A 26,182-nucleotide genomic window follows, 5' to 3' on the forward strand; every position below is an offset into this window, starting at 1 on the left:
CCGCCGACATGGTGCCGCTGCCTTGACGCCGCCGATCGCCGATAGCCCGGACACGATCAAGGTCATCATTTCCGGCGGCTTCGCTGCGGTCTATCGGGAAGTCCTGCCCGAATTCGAACGCAGCACCGGCATCAAGGTGGAAACCGGATCCGGCGCGTCGGAGGGCACCGGTCCGAAAACGATCAGGCACCAGCTTGCGCACGGCACCAAGGCCGACGTGGTGATCCTGTCGCGAGAGGGACTGCGCGGGCTGAACGAGGACGGGCGGATTCGCGCGGGATCCGACACCGGCCTCGCGACGGCGCCGTTGGCGGCCGCGGTGCGCTCAGGCGCTCCGAAGCGGGACATCGGCAACGCTGCCGCGCTGAGACAGGCTTTGATCGATGCAGGCCGGGTGGTGGCGCCAAGCAGCACGAGCGGACAATTCGTCCGCGACAAGGTCTTCCCCAGGCTGAACCTCCCGGACACGGTGCGGCTCACCCTCGAGGCGCGCGGAACCGAGGCCGCCGAAGCGTTGCGCGCGGGCAAGGCAAATTTCTCGATTGGGCCGACCAGCGAGCTGATGCAGGAGACCGGTATCGAGGTCGTCGGTCTGCTGCCTCCGGATCTCCAGCTTGTGCAGACCTTCACGGCCGCGATCGTCAGCGACTCAAAATCGCCTGACGCAGCCAGGCGCCTGATCGATTTCCTTTCCTCGGATACCGCTATCTTGCGCGCGGCCATCAAGCGGGCGGGCATGGAGCGGCCGCGCGGATAGGCAGCCCTTGCGCTGACGTCCGGCACTTACCTTCTTGGTAATGAGCCGCCGATGCATCCCATCGTACCGCTGACGGGGGCGCGACTCAGCGAGCCCCGGCGCCCGGTGCCACGTTGAGCGGCGCACCACCGGTCGAAATCGGCCCCGCCGGTTTCGGTGCCCGAATCGGCGGCGGCTTTCGGGGCTTCGGGGCAGCCTGTGCGACCGGTGTTGCACGCGGCTGGTCAGCCGCTGCGGTGGCCGGCAATGGCACCGGAGCCGGAGCGGGAAGTTGGAGCGCATCGACCTTCGACGTCAGGGCCGCCAGCTGGTCGACGACGGTCTTCAGCTGGTCCTGCTGGTCTGCCACCGACTTGCCGAGCGCGCTGATGTCATCCTCGAGCTTCTGCTGGGTCGCGAGCAGATCCGGCAACGTCTCCTTGTCGCCTGCTGCCACTCTGTCGCTGGCCGCAGCGCTGCCAAGGGACGGGACCATCGGCGCGATCTGCGGCCAGGCGTACACGCCCCCGGCGCCCGCACAGGCGATGATGACGATCAGCAGGAACCACGGCCAGCGGCGGCGAGTGGCGGGAATCGGGCTTGACGGCGCATGGGGCTGCCATGCCTGATCGGAATCGTTGGTCACCCATGCTTCCTAGTCTGCTTCGGCAGCTGTTGCAATCGATGCCGAGTCTGACCACTTTGGCAGCTATGTCCCCCTCGTCCGGAGCCCCATTGGCGCCCACGCACACGTCCCAACTTCTTGAGGAACTCGTCGCTCAAGCACCGGACGGCCCCGTCGATCTCGAATGGCTCCTCAGCAACCTGGATAAGCGGTCGTTCGGCCTACTCCTGCTGCTTCTGGGGCTGCTGGTGATCATCCCCGGCGTCGCGACGGTTGCGACGCTGGCGCTGCTGTTTCCGGCGGTCGAGATGATGCGTGGCCGCAGCGCGCCGTCGTTTCCGCGTTTCCTGTCGAAGCGGCAGTTCGACTTCAAGCGCTTCAAGCGGTTCACCGTCCTGGTCCGTCCGATTCTGCAAGCGATCGAGCGCATCAGCCGGCCGCGCTGGGACGCGCGCCGCGACGTGATCGACCGCCTCGTGGGACTGGTCGTGTTTCTGCTGGCCTTCTCGGCAGGCTGGCCGCTGCCTCTGGTCAACGTCATTCCGGGAATGGTGGTCGTCCTGATCGCGGTCGCCTACCTGCAGGAGGACGGCCTGCTGCTGACGATTGCGATGGCGGCGGCGCTGATCTGCCTGCTTGGGCTCGGATGGACGCTCTGGGCGACGTTCGGTGCCGTGATGAACTGGATGGGGCTGTGACACCAGGCGGTTAGGGCAGTTCGATGTCCCGACTTCAGGGGTCGACATCTCGCGCCGGCATGTTCATGATCTCGCCGGACGTCGCGGCAAACAGCGACGCGAATGGGGAGAACACATGCGTTGCATCACGCTCGCGGCGGTCGCCGCGCTCAGCCTTGTTTCCACTTCGGTGGTTCTCGCTGCCGACAAGAAATACGATCCCGGCGCCAGCGACACCGAAATCAAGATCGGGCAGACCATGCCTTACAGCGGTCCGGCTTCGGCGTATGGCACTCAGGGCAGGGCCGAGGCCGCATACTGGAAGATGATCAACAGCCAGGGCGGAATCAACGGCCGGAAGATAACGCTGCTGAGCATGGACGACGGCTATAGCCCGCCGAAGACGGTGGAGCAGACGCGCAAGCTCGTGGAGCAGGACGAGATCCTAGCCAACATCGGCTCACTGGGCACGCCGACAAACTCGTCGATCCAAAAATATTTGAACGGCAAGAAAATCCCGCATCTGTTGATCTCCACCGGGGCCTCCAAGTGGAACGATCCGAAGGAATTCCCCTGGACCACGCCGTTCTATCCGCCCTATGCGCAGGAAGCGAAGATCTACGCCAAGTACATCCTCAAGCAGCTGCCCAACGCGAAGATCGGCGTGATCTACCAGAATGACGACTTCGGCAAGGACTATCTGAGGGGCTTCAAGGAGGGGCTGGGAGAGAAGGCCGGTCTCATCGTCAAGGAGCTCAGCTACGAGGTGACCGATCCCACGATCGATTCCCAGATCGTCAATCTGAAGGCCAGCGGCGCCGACGTGCTGATGACGATCACCACGCCCAAGTTCGGCGCGCAGGCGATCCGCAAGGTTGCCGATCTCGGCTGGAAGCCGACGCATTTCATCGTCTCCGTCGCGAGCTCGATCGGCGGTGTGCTCGAGCCTGCCGGCCTCGAAGCATCCACCGGCCTCATGACGGCGCTGGCGACCAAGGTGGTCGGCGACCCCGCATGGGACACCGACAAGGGCGTGCAGGACTATCTTGCCTTCATGAAGCAGTGGTATCCGGAAGGCAATCCGATCGATGGCAGCAACCAGATCGGTTATCTGTCCGCGCAGTTCACGGCCATCATCCTGAAGAACTGCGGCGACGTGCTGACGCGCGAGAACCTGTTGAAACAGGCCACCAACCTGAGCAAGGTCTCGCTGCCGCTCTTGCTGCCGGGCATCACGGTCTCGGTGTCGCCGACGGACTATTCCACCTTCGACACGTTCAAGCTCGCGAAGTTCGACGGCAAGACGTGGAAGTTCTTTGGCGAGAACATCAGCACCGCGTCGCGCTGAGGACCAGCGAGAGGCGGCCATGCTGGCCGGCAACCATGGACGCAGCAGAGTTCGCTGCGTCCATGCGGGGGCGTTGCCTAGCGCGGATGTCTGGATCGCTTGAGCTCGGCGACCTGAAACTTCCCGGCGGCAGACAGGCTGCTGCAAACCCAGTAAGCTCGATTTCGGTAATCGCCCAGGAACACCTTGGTCTCGACGCAATCCACGTAGGATTTGTAGGTGAGGTTGTCTCGGCACGTTGCCGAGAACGGTCCATATGTCTGTCCGCCGCCCGACTCGCTACACCCAACCCAGGGGTCTTTGCCGTGGGGAAGGCTGGATTCGCAGCCACCGTTGCAGTTGCTGGCGACCTTCTCCAGACTGGCGATCCTCCCCAAAACTGTATCCGGCGCAGGCGACGGCGTTCGCGCGTCTTGGGATGACGTGTGACCGGCCAGCGATGTCCGGCGAGCAGCCACTCGGCTGCTTGAGACCTCCTTCGGCCTGATTGGCCTTGCCGCCTGCTTCGGCGCGTCGACCGTGATGGAGGGAAGCGGGGCGCTGGAGCCTGTTGCGGTTTGCGACGCAGCAGGGCCGCACAGCATGACAGTTGACAGGAAAGCGACGGCGGTGGGCGCGACAAACCTTGACGACAATTTCATGACCTTGTCCTCTCGAGGACGGACATGCCGTCCTAATTGCATTGCCACGCCGATTCAACTAGCCGAAATTCCAGAACTTGACCACTGAGGGTCAAAAGAATTTCTGCCCATGATCGCCCGTGACATGGTTGCCAGGGAGGACGCGGACTGCTTCGCCCGAAGCCGTTGTCGTGTCTGTTATTGAGCCGCAAATGGCATTGGCCGGGGTTTGCATTCGAGCTATCCTTGGCCCGATGCCGCCCTTCCATAGTTGGGTGTCCGATGCCGCAGCCCTTGGTAGACGAGATCAGCAAATTCTTCGACGATTACAATCGCACGTTCGCTGAAAGGGATGGTGCTGCAATCTCGATGTTCTATTTCGTGCCGAGCGTTTCAATGCGAGGCGACGGGTCGACCCATTGTTTTCAGTCCCGCGAGGAGTTGGTCGCGTTCTTTCAGGAAGTGTCCGATCGTTACGAGCGCGAGGGTGCCAGTGGCGCTCGCTTCCTTGACCTCGCGGTGCAGCCCATCGGAGGCCGGAGTGTGCTTGCCACATTGGAGTGGCAAAATACGCGATCGGACGGCAGCGTTGTTCGGAAATCGCGGCAGTCCTACAACCTCATTCGACCGGATGATCGGTGGCAAATTTTCGTTTCCACGTTTCACGTCGAGTGAGGATCAGCCCTCAGCCTTTCGATAACATGCCCGTGTTGAACGACGGATAACATACTCTCCGACCTTGATTTCAATGATCGTCGATGAAGCAGACCGAAGATCGTAGAGGGTGCTGCCGTGACAACGTGCGTCCTTGGCTAAAGCCAACACCCTTTCTTACCAAAGCAATCATGGCAAACCGGAGTCATGGGTAAATTGGAATTTGATACCGAGTTCGATGTTGTTGTGGTTGGTGCGGGGTCCGCGGGATGCGTGTTGTCGGCGCGTCTTACCGAGAACCCGGACATTACGCTTTGCGTCATTGAGGCTGGCGGACGTGACCGCAATCCCTGGATACATCTACCGGTCGGCTTCGGTAAGGTCGTCCCGGATCCCCGATTAAACTGGGGTTACGCGACCGAGCCGGAGCCCGGCCTCGGCGGCCGCAGCATCATTTGGCCTCGCGGCAAGGTCCTCGGCGGCTCAGGCTCCATCAACGGACTGGTGTTCCTACGCGGGGCATCCGTCGATTACGACGAATGGCAACGACTTGGTGCAGCGGGTTGGAGTTATGGCGACGTGTTGCCGTACTTCAAGCGGATGGAACATTGCGTCGACGGCGCCGACCAGTGGCGTGGCACCGGCGGCCCGATGACGATCACGCAGAGCAAGCGGCCGTGCACAGTCACGAAGGCATTCATCGAAGCCTGCGAGCGTCTGCAATACCAGTGTAACCCGGACTTCAATGGCGAGCGTCTCGACGGGATCGGTTTCGCCCCACTCAACGTACACAATGGCTGGCGCCGTTCGACCGCCGCCGGTTACCTCAAGCCGAATCTCCACCGGCGCAATCTCGAACTGATGACCAAAACCCATGTGCGCCGAATTCTGTTCGATGGCCTCCGCGCGATCGGTGTCGAAGTCGAACGTGACGACGGAACGACGCTGCGTATCGGTGCCCGGCGTGAACTGATCCTGTCCGGCGGTGCGATCAACTCGCCGGTGCTGTTGCTTGCTTCCGGCATCGGACCCGCAGCCGAACTTGGTGCTGAAGGTATCGACGTCAAACTCGATCTCGTCGGCGTCGGCAAAAATTTGCAGGATCACTATCTGTCGAACTTCGCCTTCAAGACCCGCTCACCCGGCACACTCAACGAAGCCGTGATCTCGCCGCTCAAGGCTACAAAAATGGCGTTGCAATGGCTAATCGACGGCTCGGGACAAGTGGCCGTCGGTGCGACCGAGGCCATTCTGTTTGCCAAGTCGAACGCGTCTGAGCAAATGCCCGATCTCCAGTTCATGGTACACAATTTCTCGTCCAACGGCCTCGTACACGGCTTGCATCGCTGGCCCGGCTTCAGCTTTGTCTTTTGCGTTTGCCGACCGAAAAGCCGCGGCGAGATCACGTTGCGCGATAGAGATGCCCGGATGCCGCCACGGATTGTGGCCAATTACCTGACCCACCCCGACGATATCAGGATCATGACGGCGGGGTTTCTCATCGCCAGCCAGATCGCGGCCACCGATCCGTTTCGTTCGTTGATCAGCGAGCCATTGCGGCCGGGACCTGAGGAAAAAAGCGACGAGCAGATCGAAGACTATATCCGCAAGGTCGGCTCAACCGTGTTCCATCCATGCGGCACCTGCCGAATGGGAGAGGACGACAGCGCGGTGGTTGATAGCGCCTTGCGGGTACGCGGTCTCGATGGCCTGCGGGTCGTGGACGCTTCCGTGATGCCGGCCATACCGTCCTCGAACATCCATCCTGCGACGATCATGGTCGCCGAGAAAGGGTCGGATATTATCGCAAAAGCGTTGCGACACTGAACCGAGCGGGAAGCATTGGCGAAGCTGGGCTTCCTCTTTTCAGCGAACGCATGTCGCCTATTGACCGAGAGCGGACGTTATAGCCGCATTGGCCGATGTCTTTTCGGCTTGAAGGCGGCGATGCCTGGACACCGCCATCGCGACTTCCATTCAGGGGTACGCCTTCCGGTGCGGGAGTTTCTGGATGACGTGAGCTTCACGCAACCCTATTCTGGCCGCAGTCGCCGCGGGGGGCGTTGCGCGCAACGATGATCAAGGCCTGGCTGGACTTTCCGACATACGAATTGTTTGCCGTTCTCGTCGTCCTCTATACGACGACGGGCGCTGCGATCGTCATCGTCAGTTTCAATCCGGCAACCGCTCGGGCGAGGCGTCGCGTCGAAGGCGTCGTGGCGCCGTTCTTTGGTGCGGTCGGCGTGCTGTTTGCGCTGCTGACCGGATTCCTCGCCAGTGATATCGCCGATCGCAACCGTCAAGCGGCCCGTGCGGTGCAATCGGAGGCGGGGGAGTTGCGCAACGTCGATGCGCTTAGCATCGCTTCTGCCCTGGACATGCGCAACGTCCGATCCGTCCTTGCCAAATACGTCACAGCGCTGGTGGACGATGAGTGGCCGGCGATGACGGAGGACCATGAGGCGCGCACGGCCGAGTCCGCCTATAATGCGCTGCTGCAGGAAGTCAGCGATCCCAGGATCGCGCAGAAAGCGGGCGCGCCGGTGCAGACGGCCCTGCTCAATGCTGCGGTCCGCGCCGGCAGTGCGCGCTCCGAACGGCTTGCGCTGGCATCCGATCGTACGATCGATGCCAAGTGGATCCTGGTGATCGTCCTCGGGGTGGTCACGCAGATCGCGATCGGGCTGGTGCATCTGAACAAGGCCGGTGCGCAGATCACGGCGCTCAGCGTGTTCTCGATCGCGGTGGTGATGGCGCTGGGGCTCATCGGTCTGCAGGAGCGTCCGTTCGCCGGGGATGTCCGGGTCGAACCGGGACCTCTTACAGAACTCGCGAATACCATCACGCAATAAGGATGCGGGCCGCTGTTGCCGCCGATGCCGCGTTCGTGCGTGCCGTACGGCGCCGTGTTCGTTCGGAGGCGTGTTGCCTGTTCGACACGACGGGCAACTCAGCAAAACCTGTCAATGTCGGCATAAGAAAATATTCCGTTTGGCGTTTCACCCAACTCAGATGTTCAATATGCGTGTCTCACCCGATCGAGGGGCGCTTCGCGGTCGTCACGAACGTGGGTCGAGATGCGGTGGACGCGGAGTGCGCAGTTGACGAACGCGCATGAGGCGGACGGTGAAGTCGTGTGGTCCTGACGCCCTAGCGGCAGGTGTCTTTTCGAATTGCGCGGTGCGCGTTGCGAAGACGGTGACAAGCAAGCCCAGTCTCGCCGGGGAGAGCACGAAGTAAGCCGTAACCCGTCGCGCAGGGAAGGCCGGGTTGTTTCCGGTTACACCTGTGGTCCTACCCCCGAGCTTTCCACCTTTTGCTCGGGGCCCATGGGTGCGATCGGCACCCGGCTTTCCCTGCGCCCTCTTCAAGAGAGGGCGGAACGAAGAGCAAAGCTCGGACAGGTCATGTCGCGAGAATGCGGACGCTCACCGTCAACGTTTTTTTGACACGTGAACTGACCCACCCCGTCATCCTGAGGTGCGAGCCTTGCGGCGCAATTGCGCCGCTGGGCGAGCCTCGAAGGATGCACGGCCCGGCTGGTGGCCGTCGACCCTTCGAGACGCGCTGCGCGCTCCTCAGGGTGACGGAGTTAATGACCGCGCGCAGTGAGCGTGGGCACCAGCATTCGCGCCCGGCGAACTCGCCATTGCCAAACCTCGCATTGACCGCGCCGCCATGGCCGGGCACAGCGTGCGGGCGGTGTCATTGAACGGTCGCAAGAGCCGAAAGGGATACCGCCGCATTGGATTTTGCAGTGCAGCAATGGCGCAATTCAGCCCCTGCTAAAGGGGCAATGGCAATCGCCGTTGCTTGTCTGTAATGGTGCGACCGGATGTCTCGGGGCCGGTATTTCGTGCTCCGCAATACGCGGGAGGAAACATGCGTAAACTCATATTGGCTGCGGCGTCGATCGCGGCCTTGACCTTTGTCGGACAGGCCTCGGCGCAGTCGCCGATCGTCATCAAGTTCAGCCACGTGGTGGCGTCGGATACGCCGAAGGGCAAGGCGGCCGACAAGTTCAAGGAACTCGCCGAGAAGTACACCGGCGGCAAGGTGAAGGTCGAGGTCTATCCGAACTCGACGCTTTACAAGGACAAGGAAGAGCTCGAGGCACTGCAGCTCGGCGCGGTGCAGATGCTGGCGCCGTCGAACTCGAAGTTCGGCCCGATCGGCATCAAGGAATTCGAAGTCTTCGATCTGCCCTACATCCTCCCCGACCTGAAATCGCTGCGCAAGGTGACCGACGGTCCGCTCGGCGCCCAGTTGCTCAAGAAGCTGGATTCCAAGGGCATGACCGGTCTCGCCTATTGGGACAACGGCTTCAAGCAGATGAGCGCGAACAAGAAGCTGGTCGCGCCGGCCGACTACAAGGGACTGAAATTCCGCATCCAGTCGTCGAAGGTGCTGGAGGCCCAGTTCCGCGCGCTCGGTTCGATCCCGCAGGTGATGGCGTTCTCCGACGTCTACCAGGCGCTGCAGACCGGCGTGGTCGACGGCCAGGAGAACACCTGGTCGAATATCTACACCCAGAAAATGCATGAGGTGCAGAAGTACGCGACCGTCACCAATCATGGCTACATCGGCTACGTCGTGGTCGTGAACAAGAAGTTCTGGGACGGCCTGCCGGTCGACATCCGCGACCAACTCAACAAGGCGATGAAGGAAGCCACCGAGTTCGGCAACAACCAGTCGGCCAAGGAGAACGAGGACGCGCTCGCCGAGATCAAGAAGGCCGGCAAGACCGAAATCATCACCTTGACGCCGGAGCAGGACGAGGCGATGCGCAAGGCGATGATGCCGGTCTACAAGGATGTGGCCTCGCGCGTCGGCCAGCCGCTGATCGACGAATTCCTGAAGGAAACGGGCCGCAGCCCGATGAACTAAGGCGGTGTTTGCACCTCGCCCCGCGTGCGGGGAGAGGTCGAAATTCAAGCGCAGCTTGAATTTCGGGTGAGGGGGAGTCTCCGCGAGCGCAACTACCAACGTGCGCGCGGAGGGAACCCTTCACCCAACCCTCTCAGGGCGAGCTTCGCTCGTCCCGGCCTCGTAAGAACGGGGAGAGGGAGACAAATGCTCTGGCCGCGGGGGCGGCCATGTCAGGGGAGATCAATGCTGCTGAAAATTCTGGACCGGCTCGAGGAAATCATCATCGCGAGCCTGATGGGCGCTGCGACGCTTCTGACCTTCATCACGGTCGTGCATCGCTTCCTGGTCGACGTGCCGGTTCTCTATCCGTATCTGTTCGGCATCAATCTCGCATGGTCGCAGGAACTGTGCATCTACATGTTCATCTGGATGGCGAAGTTCGGCGCCGCCTATGGCGTGCGCACCGGCATCCATGTCGGCGTCGATGTGCTGATCAACCGCCTCAATGACCGCTGGCGTAAGATCGTCATCCTGTTCGGGCTGCTCGGCGGCGCGCTGTTCACCGGGATCGTCGGCACCATGGGCGCCAAGTTCGTCTACGAGCTGATGCACACCGACCAGGTGTCGCCCGACCTCGAAATTCCAAGCTGGATCGTCTACGCCTGCATTCCGCTCGGCTCCTATCTGATGTCTTTCCGCTTCCTGCAGGTGTGCTGGAATTACATCCGGACCAATGAGCTGCCGCACCATGACGCCGCCCATGTCGATGGCGTCGAGACCAGCAAGACCGCGCCGATCGCGCTTGGAGAAGCGTGATGAGCGCCGCACTTATTTTCGGACTGCTGTTTGCCCTGATGCTGACGGGCATGCCGATCTCGATTTCGCTCGGCCTGTCGGTGCTCACCTTCCTGTTCACGATGACGGAAGTGCCGATCGAGAGCGTCGGCCTGAAATTGTTCTCAGGGTTGGACAATTTCGGCATCATGGCGATCCCGTTCTTCATCCTGGCCGGCACCTTCCTGACCCGCGGCGGTGTCGCGCGGCGGATGATCGATTTCACGACCTCGCTGGTCGGCCATCTGCCGGGCGGTCTCGGTCTTGCCGGCGTAGCGGCCTGCGCGATGTTCGCGGCGATCTCGGGCTCGAGCGTCGCCACCGTGGTGGCGATCGGCTCGATCATGATGCCCGCGATGGTCGATCATGGCTATCCGAAGCGGTTCGGCGTCGGCGTGATCTCGACCTCGGGTGCGCTCGGCATCCTGGTGCCGCCCTCGATCATCCTGGTGCTCTACGGCGTCTCCACCAACACCTCGATCGGCGCGCTGTTCATGGCCGGCATCGTGCCGGGCATCCTGCTGGCGTTGATGCTGGCCGCGGTGACCTTCTTCGTCGCCCAGCGCAACGGTTATCCGAAGATGCCGAAGGCGACCATCGGCCAACAGTTCAAGGCGTTCCGCGAAAGCATCTGGGGCCTGTCGCTGATCGCGATCGTGCTCGGCGGCATCTATGGCGGCATCTTCACGCCGACGGAAGCAGCCGCGGTCGCCGCCACCTACGCCTTCTTCATCACCGTGTTCGTCTACAAAGAGCTGAAGCTCTCCGAGGTGCCGAAGGTGCTGCTGCAGGCGGCGAGCATGAGCTCGATGCTGCTCTACATCATCACCAACGCGGTGCTGTTCTCGTTCCTGATGACGCATGAGCAGATCCCGCAGGAGATGGCGGCCTGGATCATCGACAAGAATTTCTCGGTCTGGATGTTCCTGCTGGTGGTCAACGTCATCCTGCTGCTCGCCGGCAACGTGATGGATCCGTCGTCGATCCTGCTGATCATGGCGCCGATCCTGTTTCCGCTGGCGACCAAGCTCGGCGTGCATCCAGTGCATCTCGGCATCCTGATGATCGTCAACACCGAGGTCGGGCTGTGCCATCCGCCTGTCGGGCTCAATCTCTACATCGCGAGCAGTATCGCCAAGATGGGCATCAGCGAGATCACGATCTCGGTGCTGCCGTGGCTATGTGCGATGCTGGTGTTCCTCGGCCTGATCACCTACGTGCCGGAGATCTCGCTGTGGCTGCCGCGGCTGTTGGGAATGATCCAGTGACAACAAGAAACCAAAGCGCGATCTCGCGCTTTGGATGTTTCTGACGGGCAATGAAGCGGATTACATCTTGGCAAGAAAGGTCTCTCTGTCCAATCCGTAAGTTGAAGGCGAGGGGCGGCGGCAGCATCTTCAAGCAACCTTCAAAGGAGGTTCGGATGAAGAAAGTTCTGCTCGCCGGCATCGCGGCGCTCACGATTGCCGGTTCAACCGCGGTCTATGCCCAGCATCGTCCGTGGTTCCATGGCCAGACGCGGATGAGCCCCGAAGATCGGGCCGCTTTCCTCGACGCGCGCATTGCCGCAGTGCACGCCGGGCTAAAGCTGACCGCCGATCAGGAGAAGCTGTGGCCGCCGGTCGAAACCGCGGTGCGCGACTTCGCCAAGATGCGGCTTGATCGCGCCAACGCGCGGATGGCTGCGGAGAAGAGCGATGCGGACAAGGCCGCCAAGCCGGATGATCCGATCACGCGGCTGCGCGAGCGCGCCGACAACATGGCCGCAACCGCGACGTCGCTGAAGAAGATCGCCGATACCGCCGATCCGCTCTACAAGACGCTCGACGACAACCAGAAGCGGCGGCTGACCATGCTCACCCACATGGAAGGACGCGGCTTCGGCGCCGAGGGCTGGCGCCGCCATCGCCTCGAGCGTGGCATGGACCGCTGGGAGCATGGCGGCCGCGACCATCATTTCGATCGCGATGACGGTCCGGATCAGGAACGCTCCGGCCGGCTCTGAGAGCCAGCCGCCGGCATCCTCGCCAAGCCTATGAAAGGCCGCCGGAATCCGGCGGCCTTTCGGCTGTCAGAAAGTCGGGAAAAGTTGCGCCAGCTTGCTGGACATCGCGGAATCGCTTTGCTAAACGACGGCCTCTCTTGCGAGGGTCATTTCCGGACAAGTTCCGGGCGCATAGCTCAGTTGGTAGAGCAGCTGACTCTTAATCAGCGGGTCCCAGGTTCGAGCCCTGGTGCGCCCACCAAGCTTTTCAATAGCTTAGGTTAGCCCTCGTAGTTGTCATTCCGACAAGCAGCCGCGGTTATTCCGACAAACCGGCTGCTTTTGTTCGCTCCTCGCGACGCTTCCTGGTCCCCGAGATCAGCTGTTTGCGGGTTCGCTTTGCATAGGTCGGCAATTGCCGTGCAGACCTGTGGCGGCCGGCTGCGCGCCGTTCCGCGTCAGTCAGGTCGATGTCGGCCCCCTCGGTGAAGCCGCCGTGGCGGAACGAGGTGAATGAAAGTTCACCTCGAATGCCGGCCGCGGCGACGATGTCTTTCACGACGCTGCTCAGGTATCGGAGATGCTTGCGCTCGGTTATCCACGGTAGCGGAGTACGCGACTTGCGGTGCGCATGATCGCGCCTGAAGACCAGACCCGAAACCGTGACCTGCTTGATGGCATCGAACTCGGCCATCAGTTCGGGGAAAAGTGCTTCGCCCCGATCATCGAACAGGGGCCACCAGGCTTCCTCGCCATTCTTAGGGTGCACGATCTTCACGCTATTGGACCGCCCCTTTGGGCGATAGTGCGCGATCTCAAAGGCGCCGATGGGCTGGCCCGTGGATACGATCGTCCGCTCAGGAAAGGCGCGTTGTATCGGCGGATCAAACTTTCTCTCTTACCGTCTGGCAAAAGCACTAGGACGCCAGGACACGCTGGGCGAATCGACCGGACGGTGTTTAGTCTCACTGCGCCTCACGCAGCACGAAGAGCTCGCACGTAACACCGTCGTTCGGCCGACAAGTTGCGCTTGTCGTCAACTTCTACGGCGCAGATCAGCCGGCCCGCTCAGGCACCATTCAGCGATGCCAACGCCCTGCTGACCTCGGTCTTAACCAGATGCTTGCGATAATCCGCCGAGGCGTAATGGTCTGACAGGCACTCAGCCTGTTCGCCGGTAAGCGATGCGGCCATTGCGATGTTTTCAGTCGATAGCGGCTTGCCGATCAGATGCGTGCTCGCAGAATCGGCCGCAAAGGCCCGGCTAGTCGCTCCGGTGATGGCGATCATGACTTCTGAAACGATGTCGTCGCGCAAGCACAGCGTGGCGGCGACACCGACCACGGCATAGCCGCTGGCCGGATGGCGTATCTTGCGATACCGGAATTTCGCGCCGCGGTTCGGACGCGGCATATGGATAGCAACGAGCACTTCTCCTGGCTCGAGTGCGGTGGTCATGATATCGACGAAGAAGTCCCTTGCCGCGATACGCCTGCGTCTGGTGGGGCCGGCCAGCTCCAGTTCGCCCTTCAGCGCGATGACGACCGCCGGCCAGTCGGCCGCAGGATCGGCGTTTGCCAGTGAACCGCCAATCGTGCCGCGATTACGCACTTGCGGGTCGGCGATCATGTCGGCGGCTTGATGGAAGATCGGCAGCACCTCTCGCAGAGGTTTTGAAGCCAGCAGTTCGGCATGCGTGGTCAGGGCGCCGATCCTGATGCAGTCGGCAACTTCGATTCCTCTTAACTCATCGATGCCGCTGATATCGATCAACAGCGCGGGCGATGCCAACCGCAATTTCAACGTCGGAATCAGCGTATGGCCGCCGGCCACGAGCTTGTTGCCGTCGGGGTCGTCTTGCAGCAGGCCGATGGCGTGAGAGAGCGACGTTGCACGGACATAGTCGAATGAGGCCGGGATCATCGGTCTGCTCCGGCGCGTGCCTTCTGGATCGCCGACCAGACTCGCGGCGGCGTCATCGGCATGTCCAGATGTTTGATCCCGAACGGTGAAAGCGCATCGAGCACGGCGTGAACCATGCATGGGGGTGCTGCGATCGATCCGCTCTCGCCGATGCCCTTGACGCCGATCGGGTTGGTCGGCGAGGGTGTCTCCTGAAACAGCGATCGTATGCTGGGAACGTGCTCCGCGCGGGGCACTGCATAATCCAACAGCGATCCCGTCATCAATTGCCCGGTATCGGCATCGTAGCTGACTTCTTCATAGAGCGCCTGCGCGATGCCTTGCACGACGCCGCCATGAATCTGTCCGGCGGCAAGCAGCGGATTGATGATAGTGCCGGCATCATCAACGGCGACATAATCGAGAATGTCGACGATTCCGGTCTCCGGATCGACGTCGACATAGGCCATGTGGACGCCCGAAGGCGCGCCCATGCCCTTCGGATCGTAAAACACGGTCTCGTCGAGACCCGGCTCCATTCCATCCGGAAGCTGATGGCCGACATGCGCCATCCTCGCCACTGTGCCGAACTTCAAAGACGCGATGTCGGTTCCGGGGACACTGAACTTGCCAGCCTGATAGGAAACATCCGCTTCATCGACTTCGAGCATGCCCGCGGCAATCTTTTTCGCCTTGGCGACGACGCGGGTAGAGGAGACGTGAACGCCGGATCCGCCCACCGCCATCGACCGCGAGTTGAAAGTGCCATGACCGGCCTGGACTTGCCGCGTGTCGCCTTGCACCACGTCGATGTCTTCGATCGGAATCTGCAGGACGTCGGCGGCAATCTGCGCCAGTGACGTGACATGGCCGTGGCCCTGACTCATGGATCCCGAGAAGATTGTCACCCGGCCGCTTGAATCCACGCTGACCCGGGCGCTTTCCCAGCCGCCACGGTTGAAGCCGATCAGCGAGAGCCGGCGTGACGGCGCCATACCGCACATGTGGGTATAGGCCGCAACGCCAATGCCGCGATAACGGCCTTTGGCGCGCAATTGATCGCGTTCGGCGCTGCGGAAGTCGTAGTTGAAGGCTTCCATCGCTTTGACGAGGCAGCCTTCATAATTGCCGCTGTCGTAGATCGTGGCGGGTCCGCTATAGGGCCGATACGGAAAGTCGGCGGGCTGAATGAAATTAAGCCGGCGCACCTCCACCTGGTCGAGATTGAGATGGCGTGCGACCGCATCGATCGCGCGTTCGGCGATGTAGGCCCCCTCGGGCCGGCCATATCCGCGATAGGCATCAACCGGCACGGTGTTCGTCACAACCACCCTGGAGCGCGCCTCGTAGTGCTCGATCTTGTAGGCGCCGGTCCCGAAATTGATCGTGTTCACGGTGGGGCCGCCTGATGCCATGTTCGACAGATAGGCGCCGACATTGCCCAGTGTCTCGACCTTCAGACCGAGGACCTTACCGTCGTTGCGGAAGGCTATCTCAAGCGCCTCGGTATGCGCCCGGCCATGGTTGGTGGATTGATGGCTTTCGGAGCGCGATTCCCACCATTTGACGGGCACGCCGAGGAGCCGCGCCAGATACGGGCAGAGGAGTTCCTCCGGATAGAGGTGCATTTTTGCGCCGAAACCGCCGCCGATATCGGGCGCCACGATCCGCAATTGATGTTCGGAAATACCGACGGTGTCGGCGATCCAGCGGCGATGCATGTGCGGCACCTGGCTCTGGAGGTAGACTGTCAGGCTACCGTCGACATTTGGCTCGGCCAGGATGGAGCGCGTCTCCATGCAGGTCGGGATCAGGCGGTTGTTGGCAACGCGAAGCGTGATGACCTGGTCGGCCTCCCGCGCAGCCTTGCCATAGTCGCCACCGCCGATCTTGTAGATCGTGGTGATATTGTTGGGCACGTTGTCGTGGAGTTGCGGCGCGCCGTCGCGGATCGCCGCTTCCTCGTCGACGACGGAGGGAAGCGTTTCGTAGTCGACATCGATCAGCCCGATGGCATCGTGCGCCATCGCCTGGGTTTCGGCGACGACGAGTGCGACGCATTCGCCGACGAAACGAACCCGGTCGATGGCGACGACGGGCCGGTCTGGCACCTTCGTGCCGGGTATGATCCAGTTGGGAACGATCGAGCCGATCTTGCCGGCGAGATCGGTGCCTGACAAGGCGAGGCGGACGCCCGGCGCCGCTTTTGCCACCGTTAGATCGACGTGCTTGATGATTGCATGCGCATGCGGCGATCGCAGCACGGCAATATGCAGCATGCCCGGTGCCTTGATGTCGTCGCTGTAACGTCCCTTGCCGGTAACGAACTTGAAGTCTTCGCGCCGTCGCAAGGACTGACCGACATATCTGATCGCGGTTGTGTCAGTCATGGCGAGGCGCCTCCGAGGCAAGGGATTGAACCGCGCGAACGATGTTGTTGTAGCCGGTACAGCGGCAGATGTTGCCGGCGAGGCCGTGACGGATTTCGCTTTCGGTCGGATTCGGATTTTGCCCAAGCATCTGGCGGACGCTCATGATCATCCCCGGCGTGCAAAAACCGCATTGCAGGGCGTGGTGCTCATGGAAAGCTGCCTGCACCGGATGCAACGCCCCGCCGCCGCGCGCGAGCCCTTCGATTGTCGTGATCGACGAGCCGCTGGTCATCACAGCCAGAACCGTGCAGGATTTGACGGCCTGTCCGTCGATATCGACGGTGCATGCACCGCATTGCGACGTGTCGCAACCAACATGGGTTCCCGTGAGGCCGAGATCGTCGCGGAGCAAGTGAACCAGAAGCTTGCGGGCTTCAACCGAAGCGGTCCGGCGTACGCCATTCACGTCGACTGTCACAACGTGAAGCTCTTCGGTGTGGTCAGTCATTGTTTTCTCCGACGGTCCAATCATGAGAATCTGACGTCGGCGATATCTATCGCCACGAACACCGGACCGGGAATCGCGGTGCTGTCTGCATTCCGGCGGACCGCTCGCCGCTTCGTCGCCACCTTGATTCCGGAAAAATCACGATGGTCGTCGAGGTAATGCGCCGTCGGTACGCCACCGGCAACGGCCGCGCTGTAGTCCATCCGGCAGATCAAGCCTTCACCATTGATGTGGAAAACCTGCTCGGCGCAATGCGTCGCGATATGATCCGGAAAGGTGACCTTGAGCCGCCTGCGTGTTTCGCCGTTCTCATCCCAGGGCTCGATTTCTTCAGCGCGAAATCCGGGCAGCGCGAAGATAAAGGGCGTATTGAGGTAATTCCACATCGCGTAGCCGCTGAAATAAGCAAGATGCAATTCGTCCCACCGGGTCTCGACGGTATGGCCGTCAAACGCGGCGCGGGGATTTTTGCGATCCTTGACGGATTTGCCGTCGAGCGTTTCGATGACGGTATGGTCGGGGGTGCATGAACTGCGCATACCTTCGCCGAGGAAGGGGTGGTAGCTGATCCATTGTTTGCCGGCGGCGGCCGTGACGCGGACGTTCTTCAGCGCCACCGGCCACCCCTTTCGTGCCCAAAGGCCGCCGCTGATCGACATGTCGCCTTCGATGGCTTTCACATTATTCCAGCGTTCGATGCCGCCGTGGGCATCGATGACAAGGTCGCGAAGCTCGCGCATGATCATGGTTCCATTCCGTCGAAATTGGTGGCCCCCATAGACGGGGGCTGGCCTGCGGAAGCGAAGATAGCCGTCGACAATTAGTCACTCTAATGATAAGAGTGAATAAGAGGCAAGCGTTTTATGAAGTCAAAGAGCTTTGATGGGATGGCGTGCTCGATCGCCGGCGTCATGGACGCGATCGGTGATCGCTGGGCCGTCTTGATCCTGCGCGATCTGTCGCTCGGGCTCAGCCGGTACGAGGACCTGCGCCGCTCTACCGGCGTAACCAACGCGACCTTGTCCGATCGGCTAAAGCACCTTGACGGCCACGAATTGGTCGAGCGGCGCCAATACCAGACCAATCCCGAGCGATACGAGTACCGTCTGACTGCGAAGGGCCGGGACACCATCCTTGTACTGCAGGCGCTGTTACAGGTGGGGGACAAATGGGCGGTTTCCGGGGACGCTGGGCCGCCACTCAAATTCGTCGATCGAAAAACCGGGCACCCGGTGAAGCTTGCGAGGGTCGACAGCGAGACCGGGCAAGGCATCAGGCTTCAGGACGTGCAGCCGCAAGCAGGCCCCGGCGCCGATGAACTGGTGCGGTGGCGCCTGACCCATTTCCGGAAATGAGAGCCGGCGAACCTGCCTCTGTCTGCAAGCCGCGCCGCACAGCCTTTGTGAAATGATTGGTATCATTTAATTCGCCATCATGACTTGCAAATTGCAAGTCATGATGTAAGCTCGCCGCAACGAAAGAGCAGCGCGCATCGTAGCGTTCAACCAGGGAGGTGCGTGGTGTCCGAGGATGCACTGATTGCGCGCGAGCAGCGCGGCAATACTTCCGTATTGACCATGGTCTATCGGCCCTACAATTTGCTTGGACCAAAGCTCATCAATGCCGTCGTCGAGCAGGTCGAAGAGGCGCAAAAAGCCGGTAGCCGGGCGATCGTCCTTCGCAGCGGGCTTCGACATTTTTCCGCCGGCGCCGATCTCGATATTTTCGACAAACGCGTGGAGCAAGGCAGTGGCGAATCAAGCAGCGAGAACCGCCGCCTGAACGGTGTCGAGTTTCTCCGCTTCATGGAATTGCTGCCGATCCCGTTGATCGCGAGCATCCATGGCGTCTGTCTCGGCGGTGGCCTCGAGCTGGCGCTGTCTTGCGACTACATCATCGCGGCGTCGTCGGCGAAGATCGGTTCGGTGGAGGCTACGCTTGGACTGCATCCATTGCTGGGCGGCATCCAGCGTCAGGTGCAGCGGATCGGTGCACTGCGCGCCAAGGAGATGTCGATGCTGGCGCGCCGCTATGATGCGCCAACCCTGGAAAAGTGGGGCCTGATCAATCTTACCGTTCCGGAAGAATCGCTGGAGAAGGCGACCATGGCGGTCGCCGAGGAATTCGCGCAAGGTCCGACGCTGGCCCACGCGGCGACCAAGGAGCTGGCCCACATCGCCGTCAACGACGGGGTGGCCGCGGCCGACGAGGCCATGGCAAGAGTGCAGGCGCCGATCTGGGCGTCGGAAGATCTGAAAGCCGGCCTTGCCTCGTTCCGTAAGAACGGCCCTGGCCTTGCCAAATTCGCGGGGCGCTGATCATGAGTGGTCCTCTCAGCGGAATTCGCGTCGTCGACTTTTCCCGTGTGCTCGCAGGTCCGCTGTGCGCACGGACCTTGCAGGACCTCGGCGCCGAGGTCGTCAAGGTCGAGCCGCCAAGCCCGGACGTGTCGCGCTTTGCGTTTCCATCCACCGACGGCATGTCGGGCTATTATGCGCAGCAGAACGCCGGCAAGCGCAACGTCAGCATCAATCTGAACGTACCTGGCGCCTATGATCTGGCGCTGAAGCTCTGCGATAGCGCCGATATCGTGGTGGAGAATTTTCGCGCGGGAACGCTCGGCTTCTTCGGCCTTGACTACGCGACCCTGTCGACGCGAAATCCGCGGTTGATCTACGCGTCGATCACCGGTTACGGCCAGGGTGGCCCCTGGCGCAGCCGGATGGCCTATGCTCCGACGGTGCAGGCTGAGGCCGGCTTTACCGAGAATAGTGTTCGGCACTATGGCGAGGCCCTGACAGAGCCGCGCACGGACAGTCTGTCGCATGCCGACGTCTATGCTGGATTGCAGGCGGTGATCGCCATCCTCGCGGCACTCCACAGTCGGCAGACAACCGGGCAGGGCCAGCATATTGACGTGGCGATGGCAGCGACCTTGCTTGCGGTCAATGAACGCGCGCATGTCGATCTGTCGGATGAGGACATCGGTGCAGAGCCTGCAGTGCTCGGCGCCACTGATTGCTCCTTTTTCACGGGGCCGAGGGGTGAGCATTTCACCGTCGCCACCAGCATTATCGGCAGCCGGACGTTTCCGTCCTGGCTGCGTGCGATGCGGCGCGTCGATCTGATGGACGACCCGCGGTTTTCGAGCGCCGCGGCCCGGCGGCTGAATTTCGGCGCGTTGCATCAGATCATCCAGTCCTGGATGCTGACATTCCCGGATATGGCGACGCTCGACGCACAGTTCGACGAGGCGAAGATCGCGATGGGCGAAATCCGCTCGATCAAGGAGCTGACGAAATCGGACTGGAGCGACTACTGGGGAGCGGTCCAGCTCGTGCCGGATCGCAGCGGCGGCGAATACAAATTGCCGGGCCGCCCCTGGCGCTTTTCCGGGGATGAACTGACACCTATTGGCACGCCGGCTTTCCAAGGCGAACACAACAAGGAGGTATTCCGCGAGCTCGGCGTGAGCGAGGCGGAACTGCAAAGGCTTTCTGAGACCGGGGTACTCGTGACGCACCGTCGCGCCCTTGAGCCGGAAGTCGCGGCCAAACCACCGCAGCCGGCTGGGCAGGCGGCTTGATCCCTGGCACAACGGCCAAAGGATCGAAGAAGGGGAGGCGGACCGCACTTCCCTCCTGCTATAAGTAATCGGGAATCACCGGAGCAAAAGACTGCGAGACACATCGTGAAGCGCTCCCGTTCCACCAACAAGGAATGCTCGATCGCCCGCGCCATGGAGGTGGTGGGCGACCGCTGGTCGATCCTACTGCTGCGGGAAGCCTATTATGGCACCAAGCGGTTCGACGAGTTTCAAGATTATCTCGGCGTGGCGCCGAACATTCTCAGCGCGCGGCTGAAGAAATTCGTCGATCTCGGCATGATGACGCGTGGGCCGCTGCCGGAGCATGGCGGGCGGTACGAATATGTATTGACCGAGAAGGGCCGCGATTTTTTCCCGACTTATCTCGCGCTCAAGAAATGGGGCGACGACTGGCTGGCGGAGCCGGCCGGACCGCAGGTGGTCTTCAGGGATCGCACGAGCGGGCAGAAGATCGAATATCCCGCCTTGCTGTCGGCGCGCGGCGAGCCGTTGCAGCTTGAAGACGTCGAGATCGTTGCTGGTTCTGGCGCCGTGCCTTTCAATCAAAAGCGATTTGGTGGGCAACTACCGCATGCAAAGGTCAAACCACGACGTATCAGCCGATGAACCGCTCTGCAAACTCTAATCACTGACGCGGCTCACGTTGCAGGTCAAACCGACGCCAAAGTTATCGCGGAATTGGCGAGATGTCTCAATCGGCTTGCCGTTCTCCAACATGCCCGATCCTGTCGTTAAGCTCGTGATTGATGCGCATTCCGGCCCGTCGCTTTGCCGGTTCGGGCAGCCTCGACCGCACGCTGCTCTGTACCAATTCGCCATCCAGCTCAGAACCGGTGACTCCTACTAGAGTTTGATTCCTTCCATCGATTTTCTCAACTCATCGGCCGATTGTTTGGCGAGAGCGCCGCCCTGCACGCTGACCCACGTCTCTGGCCACGCCTTCTTAATTCTTGAGATCGTGTGGCCGCCTAGTTTCGGGGGCGGGACCGTGCCGCTGCTATCGATGACCAGTGTCCCTATGAAGACGTCATCGTTGCTATGTGCGCAATTCGAGAGACCAATACAATGGACGAGTTCGTGCACAAGGATGTGCAGCCGCATTGCCTGGCCAGCGTCCGCGCGGCCGACTTTCGGGGTTGCAGGCACCCGCAGCTTCACTGAATTCATCGAAGGGCCACTACGAGAGTCGACGATGGTCTGTACGGCGCTGCCGTGGAGGCCGGAGCCCGGATACGTTTCGGCCACGATCGGGCTGCCAGCTGGACCGTCAGCCTTTCTGAACGCAAGATAGACGCCGTTCTGCTTGAGAAGCTCGTTGATCGTCGTGATCGCTGTATCGAGATCATTGACCCAAACGCTTGGGGTGAAGCTCGGCCCAGGGAATATCTTTAGCTCACCCGTGCGCCGGACCCGTTCGGGCCAAGGCGTAATCTCCGGTTCCGTACACGCCACGATGCGGCCCCCGTAGAAGGTCGATACAACGTCCTTAAGATCTATGTCTCGCCCTTGTTCAAATCGGTTCAACCCGGCGTGGAACCGGGTCGTTGCCTATCACGGTCGTGTGTTCGTGAGCGGACGAACCGTTGGTGTCTGCTTTGCGACTATTCAGCGTAGTTCTCGGCGGACCATCGCGTTGTCGAAAGCATAATATGGAGAGCCGCCATGGCCGACGATGTTGATCTTACGGAGCTGGATTACGATTTCTTAGGTTTTACCTTTCAGCAGAACGAGCAGTACAGAAAGTTCAACAAATATATCGAGAAGCACGCATCGCCACTCGATGCTTCGATGTTGCAGTGGGATCTAGGCGATCCCGTGGTTGATGAAGGACTGCCGAACGGCATTCTCATAGCCTTCCGAAGCATGGGATCGTGGATGGTGGTGAACCACGAGACTGCCGACAGCCATGCCGGCAAATTCGAGTCGCTGAAGCAGAAATACTTGGCGGCCAAGAACAGCTACAGGCGTCAGATTGTCGGTCTCCTGAAACAAATACAAAGCCACCCGACCGGCCGGGCCCTGCTTGACGAATTCGGCACCAGCAAACCATCGTTCGCGAGAATTCGCCCATATAACCTGGATGACGCCAACGCACTGACGGTGGCCGACGACCTTGATCAACAGCAATATATTATTGCCCGCGGTACCCGCCTAAGTGCCGATCCAAAGAAAAAGGACCTGTTCAAAGTCGTCGGGAAAGGCGGAGGCGCAAATTGTGATGTCCTGTTTTCGCCCGAGAAAGCAGAGCTTCTTCGAAAGAAATTCAAGAAGGCTCACCATGGCCATGCCCCCGCGATGGCAACCGACGAGGTGCTGTACCACGAACTCGTTCACGCCTCACGAATGATAGCCGGCGTGATGAACTTTGCCCCAGCAGACCATTGGTACCAGGATTCTGAAGAGTATCTCGCAGTCATTTTGACGAACATATACGTGTCCGATAAGGGCGGGCCCCCACTCTTCAGAGCGTTTTATGGGCCGACCGAAGGCCCCTATAAAGGCAAGGATCCTGCGCCCGATGATGCGTTGTGGGAAGCGGCTGTCTTCCTTGATAATCCGCAGAACACATCTCCATCGCCTGTGCAGCTAATCGAGCGGTTCAGGCTCAGCCAGCCCGACCTGTACTGGAGGCTCGCCCATCTGCCACCCATGGGCGGGTTGGTAAGGAAGTACAATTGGATTTACTGGTACGACCAAATCCGGATCAAAGGACGGACGCGGCCGCGCAGGCCGATGGTCGGTCGACCGTGAAAAATCTCCCATCGAAGCCGCAATGTCACGGCGCTCCGGGCCACCACGTTGACGGCGAGTTCATGGCCGAGCGATCCCGGCAAGACTGATTCCAACATAAACGGGCCATTGGCTCGTCGCGCGGGCTCGAAGCCGTCGACCAAGGCTACCGATCAGCAGGCCTGACGCCGCGCTACGCGGCGAATCCGATGTCACCTGGAGAGGTCTGGACGATTGAGGGAATCGTCTCGGTAGATGGCGAATGCCAGCGAGCGCCGCTTACGCCTTGGCAGCAACGTAGCCGTAATAATTCATCAGAAAATCCGCAAGGGGCAGGGGCTTCAGAGCCCCGCCCTTGCTCGGGTGCGGGATCGCGTAGTCTCCCTTGCCCCAGGTAAAGATCGTTGTCGTCACGTTTCCGTTCGACACTTGAACCTTGTCGCGCAAGACGACCCAGTGCCGCGTGAGCACGGAGCCTTCGTCAGACTGGTCGTCATATTCGATCATATTGGCGCTTATGAATAGGCATACGCGGTATCCGCCGGCGAGCAGGGCGTTGGCTTCCATGACGTTGTCGATGCCCTTGCTGAATTTCAGATTGGTCTCCTCGCGCACGTCCTGGTATCCAGCCTTGCGGAACCATTGCTCCATTTCGCTCGGTACGGTGATTCCAGCGACATCGCTTATTCTGCCGGTGTCGTCAAAATCGAGGAACCAATTTTCGGAGTCGCGAATGGAGGCGCATGTCAGCCAATCAACGTGGTCCAGCGAGTAGGGCGGCGTGTAGTTCTTCACGTCCTTTCCAGGCTTGATCAGCAGGCGGCCGAGGCTCGCTTGCCCCTTCTGATACATGTCGATGGCGAACCGCGCATACTGCCCCGGCTTGTCGGATGCGTAGCTGAACATCAATGCGGACGGTCCGCACAGGCTTGCCTGATCCTGATCGATGAGGCTCGGCTTCGCAATGCGCCTGAGAATGCCTATCCCGACGCGGTGCGGGTCGAGCTTCGGAAAGAACGTCGTCCTCGTGTTCTTCAGGAAATCGCAGACCATCTCCGCGGCGAGCTTCTTTTGATCCGAATTGAGGTCGTACGGACCAACCCCGAGCCACTTCTTCTTTTCGTCGCCGACGAAGAGCGTGATGAGCTTTTTTGAAGTCGGCGAGAGCGTTCTGGAGGTGCTCGCAATGGTCATCAGGTCGTCCAGCTCGAATGCGGTGACCGTGCCGTCCGCGACGGTCGCCCTGATGATGTCAACCACTTCCGCATAATCTAGCTTTGAATCGTCGATCAAACCCTTGCGAAGCGCGGCATCGACGGATGGGGTCGTGATCCCATCCCATTGACCTTTTGGAGAGGGAGGCTTGGCGGCCACCTTCGTCGAGAGGTCAACGAGCCTGCTGAAAGTTGGCCCGCCAGGCCGAATATAGCCGTCAGGCGTGCCCGGGAAGTTCTTTTGCTGGAAATACAGAATTGAGGTGTAGAGGCTGTCGCTGGCATGACCTGTCACGACCACTTGCGGCTTGAGCGTGGTCTCCGCACCCCCGTCGGAAATGGCGATCTTGTTGAGCAGCGAGATGACCAGCTCCTGGTCTTGCTTCCAGTTCTGGCAGCTGCGACCCGTCGCCGCAAACCGACCGACCTTGTCTTTCAACTGCGGCATATCGCCTCCCAGATCCGGACCGCAGATCTACGGTCCGCGTCAGCGCGAGCCTCTCGGCTTGGAGCCGAGCAAATCGTGCGTCCCACTGACGCTCAACGTTCCCGAGCACTCGAAGCCCCCGAAAATTCCGCAGGAACCGGTGACGGTGACGCGCAGGTCCTTGCGCTGATACAGGTCGACCGATATGCCAAATCGCGAAAAGTCATTGGCGCTGTTCGGCAGGATCAGGTCGATGTGATCGATCGCCCAGCGCGGCAAATTGGGGTTGCTCTTCCAGAACAGCTCATTGACGGCGTGATGGCCGAAATTCGGTCCGACCGTGAGGGCGCCGTCTGCTCCCTCAAACACGAAGCCCGTCTCGTCGATGTGAACGTTGACGCGGTCGGGCGCTACCGCGAAATGTAGCGATGTGATGTCTTGCGGCTGCGGGTCCTTGCCGAACTGCGCACTGTAGTCGTCGCTCCATTGCCCTCGGTCGCGCCCAAGCCCGAAGCCGTGCCGGCCTGGAAGATCTCGCGTCGAGAGCGGCCGGTCGGATAGCTTTGGGCGCCAGATTTCCCGAAATCCCTTGCCGATCGTGGCCGCCATCGACAGATCTAGCGCCCAATGCGACGGTTTCTCCGGGCTTTTCCCTTCGGCGAAGGCGTCGAATCCATCCGACGTCTTGGCAATCCGCAGCACCTTGACCAAGTCTTCCCAATCCTTCGGCAGAAACGTGACGCCGTCGAGCGTGCTCGTCGCGGCCGCTACGCCGTACTTCTCCAATTGACGGCGGATATAGGCTTTTTCGTCGTAGAGGCGGACATTGGGATTCGGCCCCGCGAAATATTTTGACAGATCGATCTGTGGCCGAAGCATGGTTAGCCGCGCGGCGATCTTCCGGTAGGTGTCGGTCGTTGTCGGGTCGGTGGTCGTCACGGGGCCATCCTCAGAGCAAAGCCTGTCTCCGATTGGTCTGGCCCGGACGGGGCCGGGTTCAACTGAACCTCCCAACCGGAAAAGCCGACCACTATTCGTGGAGCGGTGTAAAGAGCGAGGACGATCCGATGTCACT

General features: G+C 60.9%; 24 protein-coding genes and 1 tRNA gene. 16 read left to right on the forward strand and 9 right to left on the reverse strand.

The genetic code is table 11. From position 1 onward, the window contains the following. The first annotated feature begins 22 nt into the window (after window positions 1–22). A complete protein-coding gene (locus BraRD5C2_RS33280) occupies window positions 23–757 on the forward strand; it encodes a substrate-binding domain-containing protein (RefSeq protein ID WP_223975626.1) in 735 nt (244 codons plus the stop codon). A gap of 85 nt (window positions 758–842) precedes the next feature. Here the strand turns inward: BraRD5C2_RS33280 and BraRD5C2_RS33285 are convergent, their stop codons facing one another. Further along, window positions 843–1,382, reverse strand: a complete 540-nt coding sequence (locus BraRD5C2_RS33285; protein ID WP_223975627.1) for a hypothetical protein — start codon at window positions 1,380–1,382, stop codon at window positions 843–845. Window positions 1,383–1,420: 38 nt separating this feature from the next. Here BraRD5C2_RS33285 and BraRD5C2_RS33290 point away from each other — a divergent pair, with 38 nt between their 5' ends. From BraRD5C2_RS33290 to BraRD5C2_RS33335, 10 genes are all read left to right on the forward strand, one after another. Further along, window positions 1,421–2,059 (forward strand): exopolysaccharide biosynthesis protein, encoded by a 639-nt coding sequence (locus BraRD5C2_RS33290; protein ID WP_223975628.1) that lies wholly within the window; start codon window positions 1,421–1,423, stop codon window positions 2,057–2,059. Between the two features lie 115 nt (window positions 2,060–2,174). Continuing rightward, window positions 2,175–3,386 carry an ABC transporter substrate-binding protein gene (locus tag BraRD5C2_RS33295; RefSeq protein ID WP_223975629.1) on the forward strand — a complete coding sequence of 404 codons (1,212 nt, stop codon included), beginning with the start codon at window positions 2,175–2,177 and terminating at the stop codon, window positions 3,384–3,386. 902 nt (window positions 3,387–4,288) lie between these two features. After that, the gene (locus tag BraRD5C2_RS33300) at window positions 4,289–4,681 is read left to right on the forward strand and encodes a nuclear transport factor 2 family protein (protein ID WP_223975630.1); all 393 of its coding nucleotides are present in this window, start codon (window positions 4,289–4,291) and stop codon (window positions 4,679–4,681) included. Between the two features lie 186 nt (window positions 4,682–4,867). Beyond that, window positions 4,868–6,487: a GMC family oxidoreductase gene (locus BraRD5C2_RS33305; protein WP_223975631.1), complete on the forward strand. Its 1,620-nt coding sequence runs from the start codon at window positions 4,868–4,870 to the stop codon at window positions 6,485–6,487. Between the two features lie 248 nt (window positions 6,488–6,735). After that, entirely contained in the window at window positions 6,736–7,512 is a 777-nt protein-coding gene (locus BraRD5C2_RS33310) for a bestrophin-like domain (RefSeq protein ID WP_223975633.1), read from the forward strand. 1,030 nt (window positions 7,513–8,542) lie between these two features. Beyond that, a complete protein-coding gene (locus BraRD5C2_RS33315) occupies window positions 8,543–9,547 on the forward strand; it encodes a TRAP transporter substrate-binding protein (RefSeq protein WP_223975635.1) in 1,005 nt (334 codons plus the stop codon). A gap of 225 nt (window positions 9,548–9,772) precedes the next feature. Continuing rightward, window positions 9,773–10,345: a TRAP transporter small permease gene (locus BraRD5C2_RS33320; protein WP_223975637.1), complete on the forward strand. Its 573-nt coding sequence runs from the start codon at window positions 9,773–9,775 to the stop codon at window positions 10,343–10,345. After that, complete coding sequence (locus BraRD5C2_RS33325; RefSeq protein WP_223975639.1) at window positions 10,345–11,631, forward strand: TRAP transporter large permease; 1,287 nt, start codon at window positions 10,345–10,347, stop codon at window positions 11,629–11,631. Before BraRD5C2_RS33320 ends, BraRD5C2_RS33325 begins: the two co-directional genes overlap by 1 nt. Window positions 11,632–11,786: 155 nt before the next feature. Next, window positions 11,787–12,368 (forward strand): Spy/CpxP family protein refolding chaperone, encoded by a 582-nt coding sequence (locus tag BraRD5C2_RS33330; RefSeq protein WP_223975640.1) that lies wholly within the window; start codon window positions 11,787–11,789, stop codon window positions 12,366–12,368. A 165-nt stretch (window positions 12,369–12,533) separates the two neighbouring features. Continuing rightward, window positions 12,534–12,609: transfer RNA gene (locus BraRD5C2_RS33335), tRNA-Lys, on the forward strand. Window positions 12,610–12,666: 57 nt separating this feature from the next. On the opposite strand, the gene BraRD5C2_RS33340 is transcribed toward BraRD5C2_RS33335, so the two are convergent. The 5 genes from BraRD5C2_RS33340 to BraRD5C2_RS33360 all read right to left on the reverse strand — a co-directional run bounded on the left by BraRD5C2_RS33340 (window position 12,667) and on the right by BraRD5C2_RS33360 (window position 17,875). Further along, complete coding sequence (locus BraRD5C2_RS33340) at window positions 12,667–13,125, reverse strand: hypothetical protein (protein WP_223975641.1); 459 nt, start codon at window positions 13,123–13,125, stop codon at window positions 12,667–12,669. A 290-nt stretch (window positions 13,126–13,415) separates the two neighbouring features. Further along, the gene (locus tag BraRD5C2_RS33345; protein ID WP_223975642.1) at window positions 13,416–14,270 is read right to left on the reverse strand and encodes an FAD binding domain-containing protein; all 855 of its coding nucleotides are present in this window, start codon (window positions 14,268–14,270) and stop codon (window positions 13,416–13,418) included. Further along, entirely contained in the window at window positions 14,267–16,639 is a 2,373-nt protein-coding gene (locus BraRD5C2_RS33350; protein ID WP_223975643.1) for a xanthine dehydrogenase family protein molybdopterin-binding subunit, read from the reverse strand. The genes BraRD5C2_RS33345 and BraRD5C2_RS33350 overlap by 4 nt, the downstream gene beginning before the upstream one ends. After that, window positions 16,632–17,129, reverse strand: coding sequence for a (2Fe-2S)-binding protein (locus tag BraRD5C2_RS33355; protein ID WP_223975644.1), 498 nt, complete (start codon window positions 17,127–17,129; stop codon window positions 16,632–16,634). The genes BraRD5C2_RS33350 and BraRD5C2_RS33355 overlap by 8 nt, the downstream gene beginning before the upstream one ends. A 20-nt stretch (window positions 17,130–17,149) precedes the next feature. Continuing rightward, window positions 17,150–17,875: a hypothetical protein gene (locus tag BraRD5C2_RS33360; protein ID WP_223975645.1), complete on the reverse strand. Its 726-nt coding sequence runs from the start codon at window positions 17,873–17,875 to the stop codon at window positions 17,150–17,152. 117 nt (window positions 17,876–17,992) lie between these two features. Between BraRD5C2_RS33360 and BraRD5C2_RS33365 the strand changes: the two genes are divergently transcribed. The 4 genes from BraRD5C2_RS33365 (at window position 17,993) to BraRD5C2_RS33380 (ending at window position 21,342) form a co-directional block, all read left to right on the forward strand. Then, window positions 17,993–18,484: a winged helix-turn-helix transcriptional regulator gene (locus BraRD5C2_RS33365; protein ID WP_223975646.1), complete on the forward strand. Its 492-nt coding sequence runs from the start codon at window positions 17,993–17,995 to the stop codon at window positions 18,482–18,484. Between the two features lie 165 nt (window positions 18,485–18,649). Continuing rightward, window positions 18,650–19,447, forward strand: a complete 798-nt coding sequence (locus BraRD5C2_RS33370; RefSeq protein WP_223975647.1) for an enoyl-CoA hydratase/isomerase family protein — start codon at window positions 18,650–18,652, stop codon at window positions 19,445–19,447. Between the two features lie 2 nt (window positions 19,448–19,449). Then, entirely contained in the window at window positions 19,450–20,715 is a 1,266-nt protein-coding gene (locus BraRD5C2_RS33375) for a CaiB/BaiF CoA transferase family protein (protein ID WP_223975648.1), read from the forward strand. Window positions 20,716–20,868: 153 nt separating this feature from the next. Next, window positions 20,869–21,342: a winged helix-turn-helix transcriptional regulator gene (locus BraRD5C2_RS33380; RefSeq protein WP_223975649.1), complete on the forward strand. Its 474-nt coding sequence runs from the start codon at window positions 20,869–20,871 to the stop codon at window positions 21,340–21,342. Window positions 21,343–21,579: 237 nt separating this feature from the next. Here the strand turns inward: BraRD5C2_RS33380 and BraRD5C2_RS33385 are convergent, their stop codons facing one another. Further along, window positions 21,580–22,260, reverse strand: a complete 681-nt coding sequence (locus BraRD5C2_RS33385) for a hypothetical protein (protein ID WP_223975650.1) — start codon at window positions 22,258–22,260, stop codon at window positions 21,580–21,582. A gap of 138 nt (window positions 22,261–22,398) precedes the next feature. On the opposite strand from BraRD5C2_RS33385, the gene BraRD5C2_RS33390 reads away from it, so the two are divergent. Then, a complete protein-coding gene (locus tag BraRD5C2_RS33390; protein ID WP_223975651.1) occupies window positions 22,399–23,487 on the forward strand; it encodes a M91 family zinc metallopeptidase in 1,089 nt (362 codons plus the stop codon). 258 nt (window positions 23,488–23,745) lie between these two features. On the opposite strand, the gene BraRD5C2_RS33395 is transcribed toward BraRD5C2_RS33390, so the two are convergent. Together BraRD5C2_RS33395 and BraRD5C2_RS33400 are read right to left on the reverse strand one after the other, a co-directional pair. Further along, window positions 23,746–25,128 (reverse strand): hypothetical protein, encoded by a 1,383-nt coding sequence (locus tag BraRD5C2_RS33395; RefSeq protein ID WP_223975653.1) that lies wholly within the window; start codon window positions 25,126–25,128, stop codon window positions 23,746–23,748. Between the two features lie 39 nt (window positions 25,129–25,167). Further along, on the reverse strand, window positions 25,168–26,181 hold the full coding sequence (locus tag BraRD5C2_RS33400) for a hypothetical protein (protein WP_223975655.1): 1,014 nt from the start codon (window positions 26,179–26,181) through the stop codon (window positions 25,168–25,170). Window position 26,182: the final 1 nt, after the last annotated feature.

The organism is Bradyrhizobium sp. RD5-C2, from assembly GCF_019972155.1.
Classification (GTDB): domain Bacteria; phylum Pseudomonadota; class Alphaproteobacteria; order Rhizobiales; family Xanthobacteraceae; genus Bradyrhizobium.

What these genes read in the sequence shown, in the direction of transcription:
- BraRD5C2_RS33325 (WP_223975639.1), top strand. Translation starts at nt 10,345, where the DNA reads ATGAGCGCCGCACTTATTTTCGGACTGCTGTTTGCCCTGATGCTGACG.
- BraRD5C2_RS33355 (WP_223975644.1), bottom strand. Translation starts at nt 17,129, where the DNA reads ATGACTGACCACACCGAAGAGCTTCACGTTGTGACAGTCGACGTGAAT.
- BraRD5C2_RS33365 (WP_223975646.1), top strand. Translation starts at nt 17,993, where the DNA reads ATGAAGTCAAAGAGCTTTGATGGGATGGCGTGCTCGATCGCCGGCGTC.
- BraRD5C2_RS33350 (WP_223975643.1), bottom strand. Translation starts at nt 16,639, where the DNA reads ATGACTGACACAACCGCGATCAGATATGTCGGTCAGTCCTTGCGACGG.
- BraRD5C2_RS33295 (WP_223975629.1), top strand. Translation starts at nt 2,175, where the DNA reads ATGCGTTGCATCACGCTCGCGGCGGTCGCCGCGCTCAGCCTTGTTTCC.
- BraRD5C2_RS33305 (WP_223975631.1), top strand. Translation starts at nt 4,868, where the DNA reads ATGGGTAAATTGGAATTTGATACCGAGTTCGATGTTGTTGTGGTTGGT.
- BraRD5C2_RS33390 (WP_223975651.1), top strand. Translation starts at nt 22,399, where the DNA reads ATGGCCGACGATGTTGATCTTACGGAGCTGGATTACGATTTCTTAGGT.
- BraRD5C2_RS33345 (WP_223975642.1), bottom strand. Translation starts at nt 14,270, where the DNA reads ATGATCCCGGCCTCATTCGACTATGTCCGTGCAACGTCGCTCTCTCAC.
- BraRD5C2_RS33300 (WP_223975630.1), top strand. Translation starts at nt 4,289, where the DNA reads ATGCCGCAGCCCTTGGTAGACGAGATCAGCAAATTCTTCGACGATTAC.
- BraRD5C2_RS33395 (WP_223975653.1), bottom strand. Translation starts at nt 25,128, where the DNA reads ATGCCGCAGTTGAAAGACAAGGTCGGTCGGTTTGCGGCGACGGGTCGC.
- BraRD5C2_RS33320 (WP_223975637.1), top strand. Translation starts at nt 9,773, where the DNA reads ATGCTGCTGAAAATTCTGGACCGGCTCGAGGAAATCATCATCGCGAGC.
- BraRD5C2_RS33315 (WP_223975635.1), top strand. Translation starts at nt 8,543, where the DNA reads ATGCGTAAACTCATATTGGCTGCGGCGTCGATCGCGGCCTTGACCTTT.
- BraRD5C2_RS33360 (WP_223975645.1), bottom strand. Translation starts at nt 17,875, where the DNA reads ATGATCATGCGCGAGCTTCGCGACCTTGTCATCGATGCCCACGGCGGC.
- BraRD5C2_RS33330 (WP_223975640.1), top strand. Translation starts at nt 11,787, where the DNA reads ATGAAGAAAGTTCTGCTCGCCGGCATCGCGGCGCTCACGATTGCCGGT.
- BraRD5C2_RS33290 (WP_223975628.1), top strand. Translation starts at nt 1,421, where the DNA reads ATGCCGAGTCTGACCACTTTGGCAGCTATGTCCCCCTCGTCCGGAGCC.
- BraRD5C2_RS33310 (WP_223975633.1), top strand. Translation starts at nt 6,736, where the DNA reads ATGATCAAGGCCTGGCTGGACTTTCCGACATACGAATTGTTTGCCGTT.
- BraRD5C2_RS33380 (WP_223975649.1), top strand. Translation starts at nt 20,869, where the DNA reads ATGGAGGTGGTGGGCGACCGCTGGTCGATCCTACTGCTGCGGGAAGCC.
- BraRD5C2_RS33375 (WP_223975648.1), top strand. Translation starts at nt 19,450, where the DNA reads ATGAGTGGTCCTCTCAGCGGAATTCGCGTCGTCGACTTTTCCCGTGTG.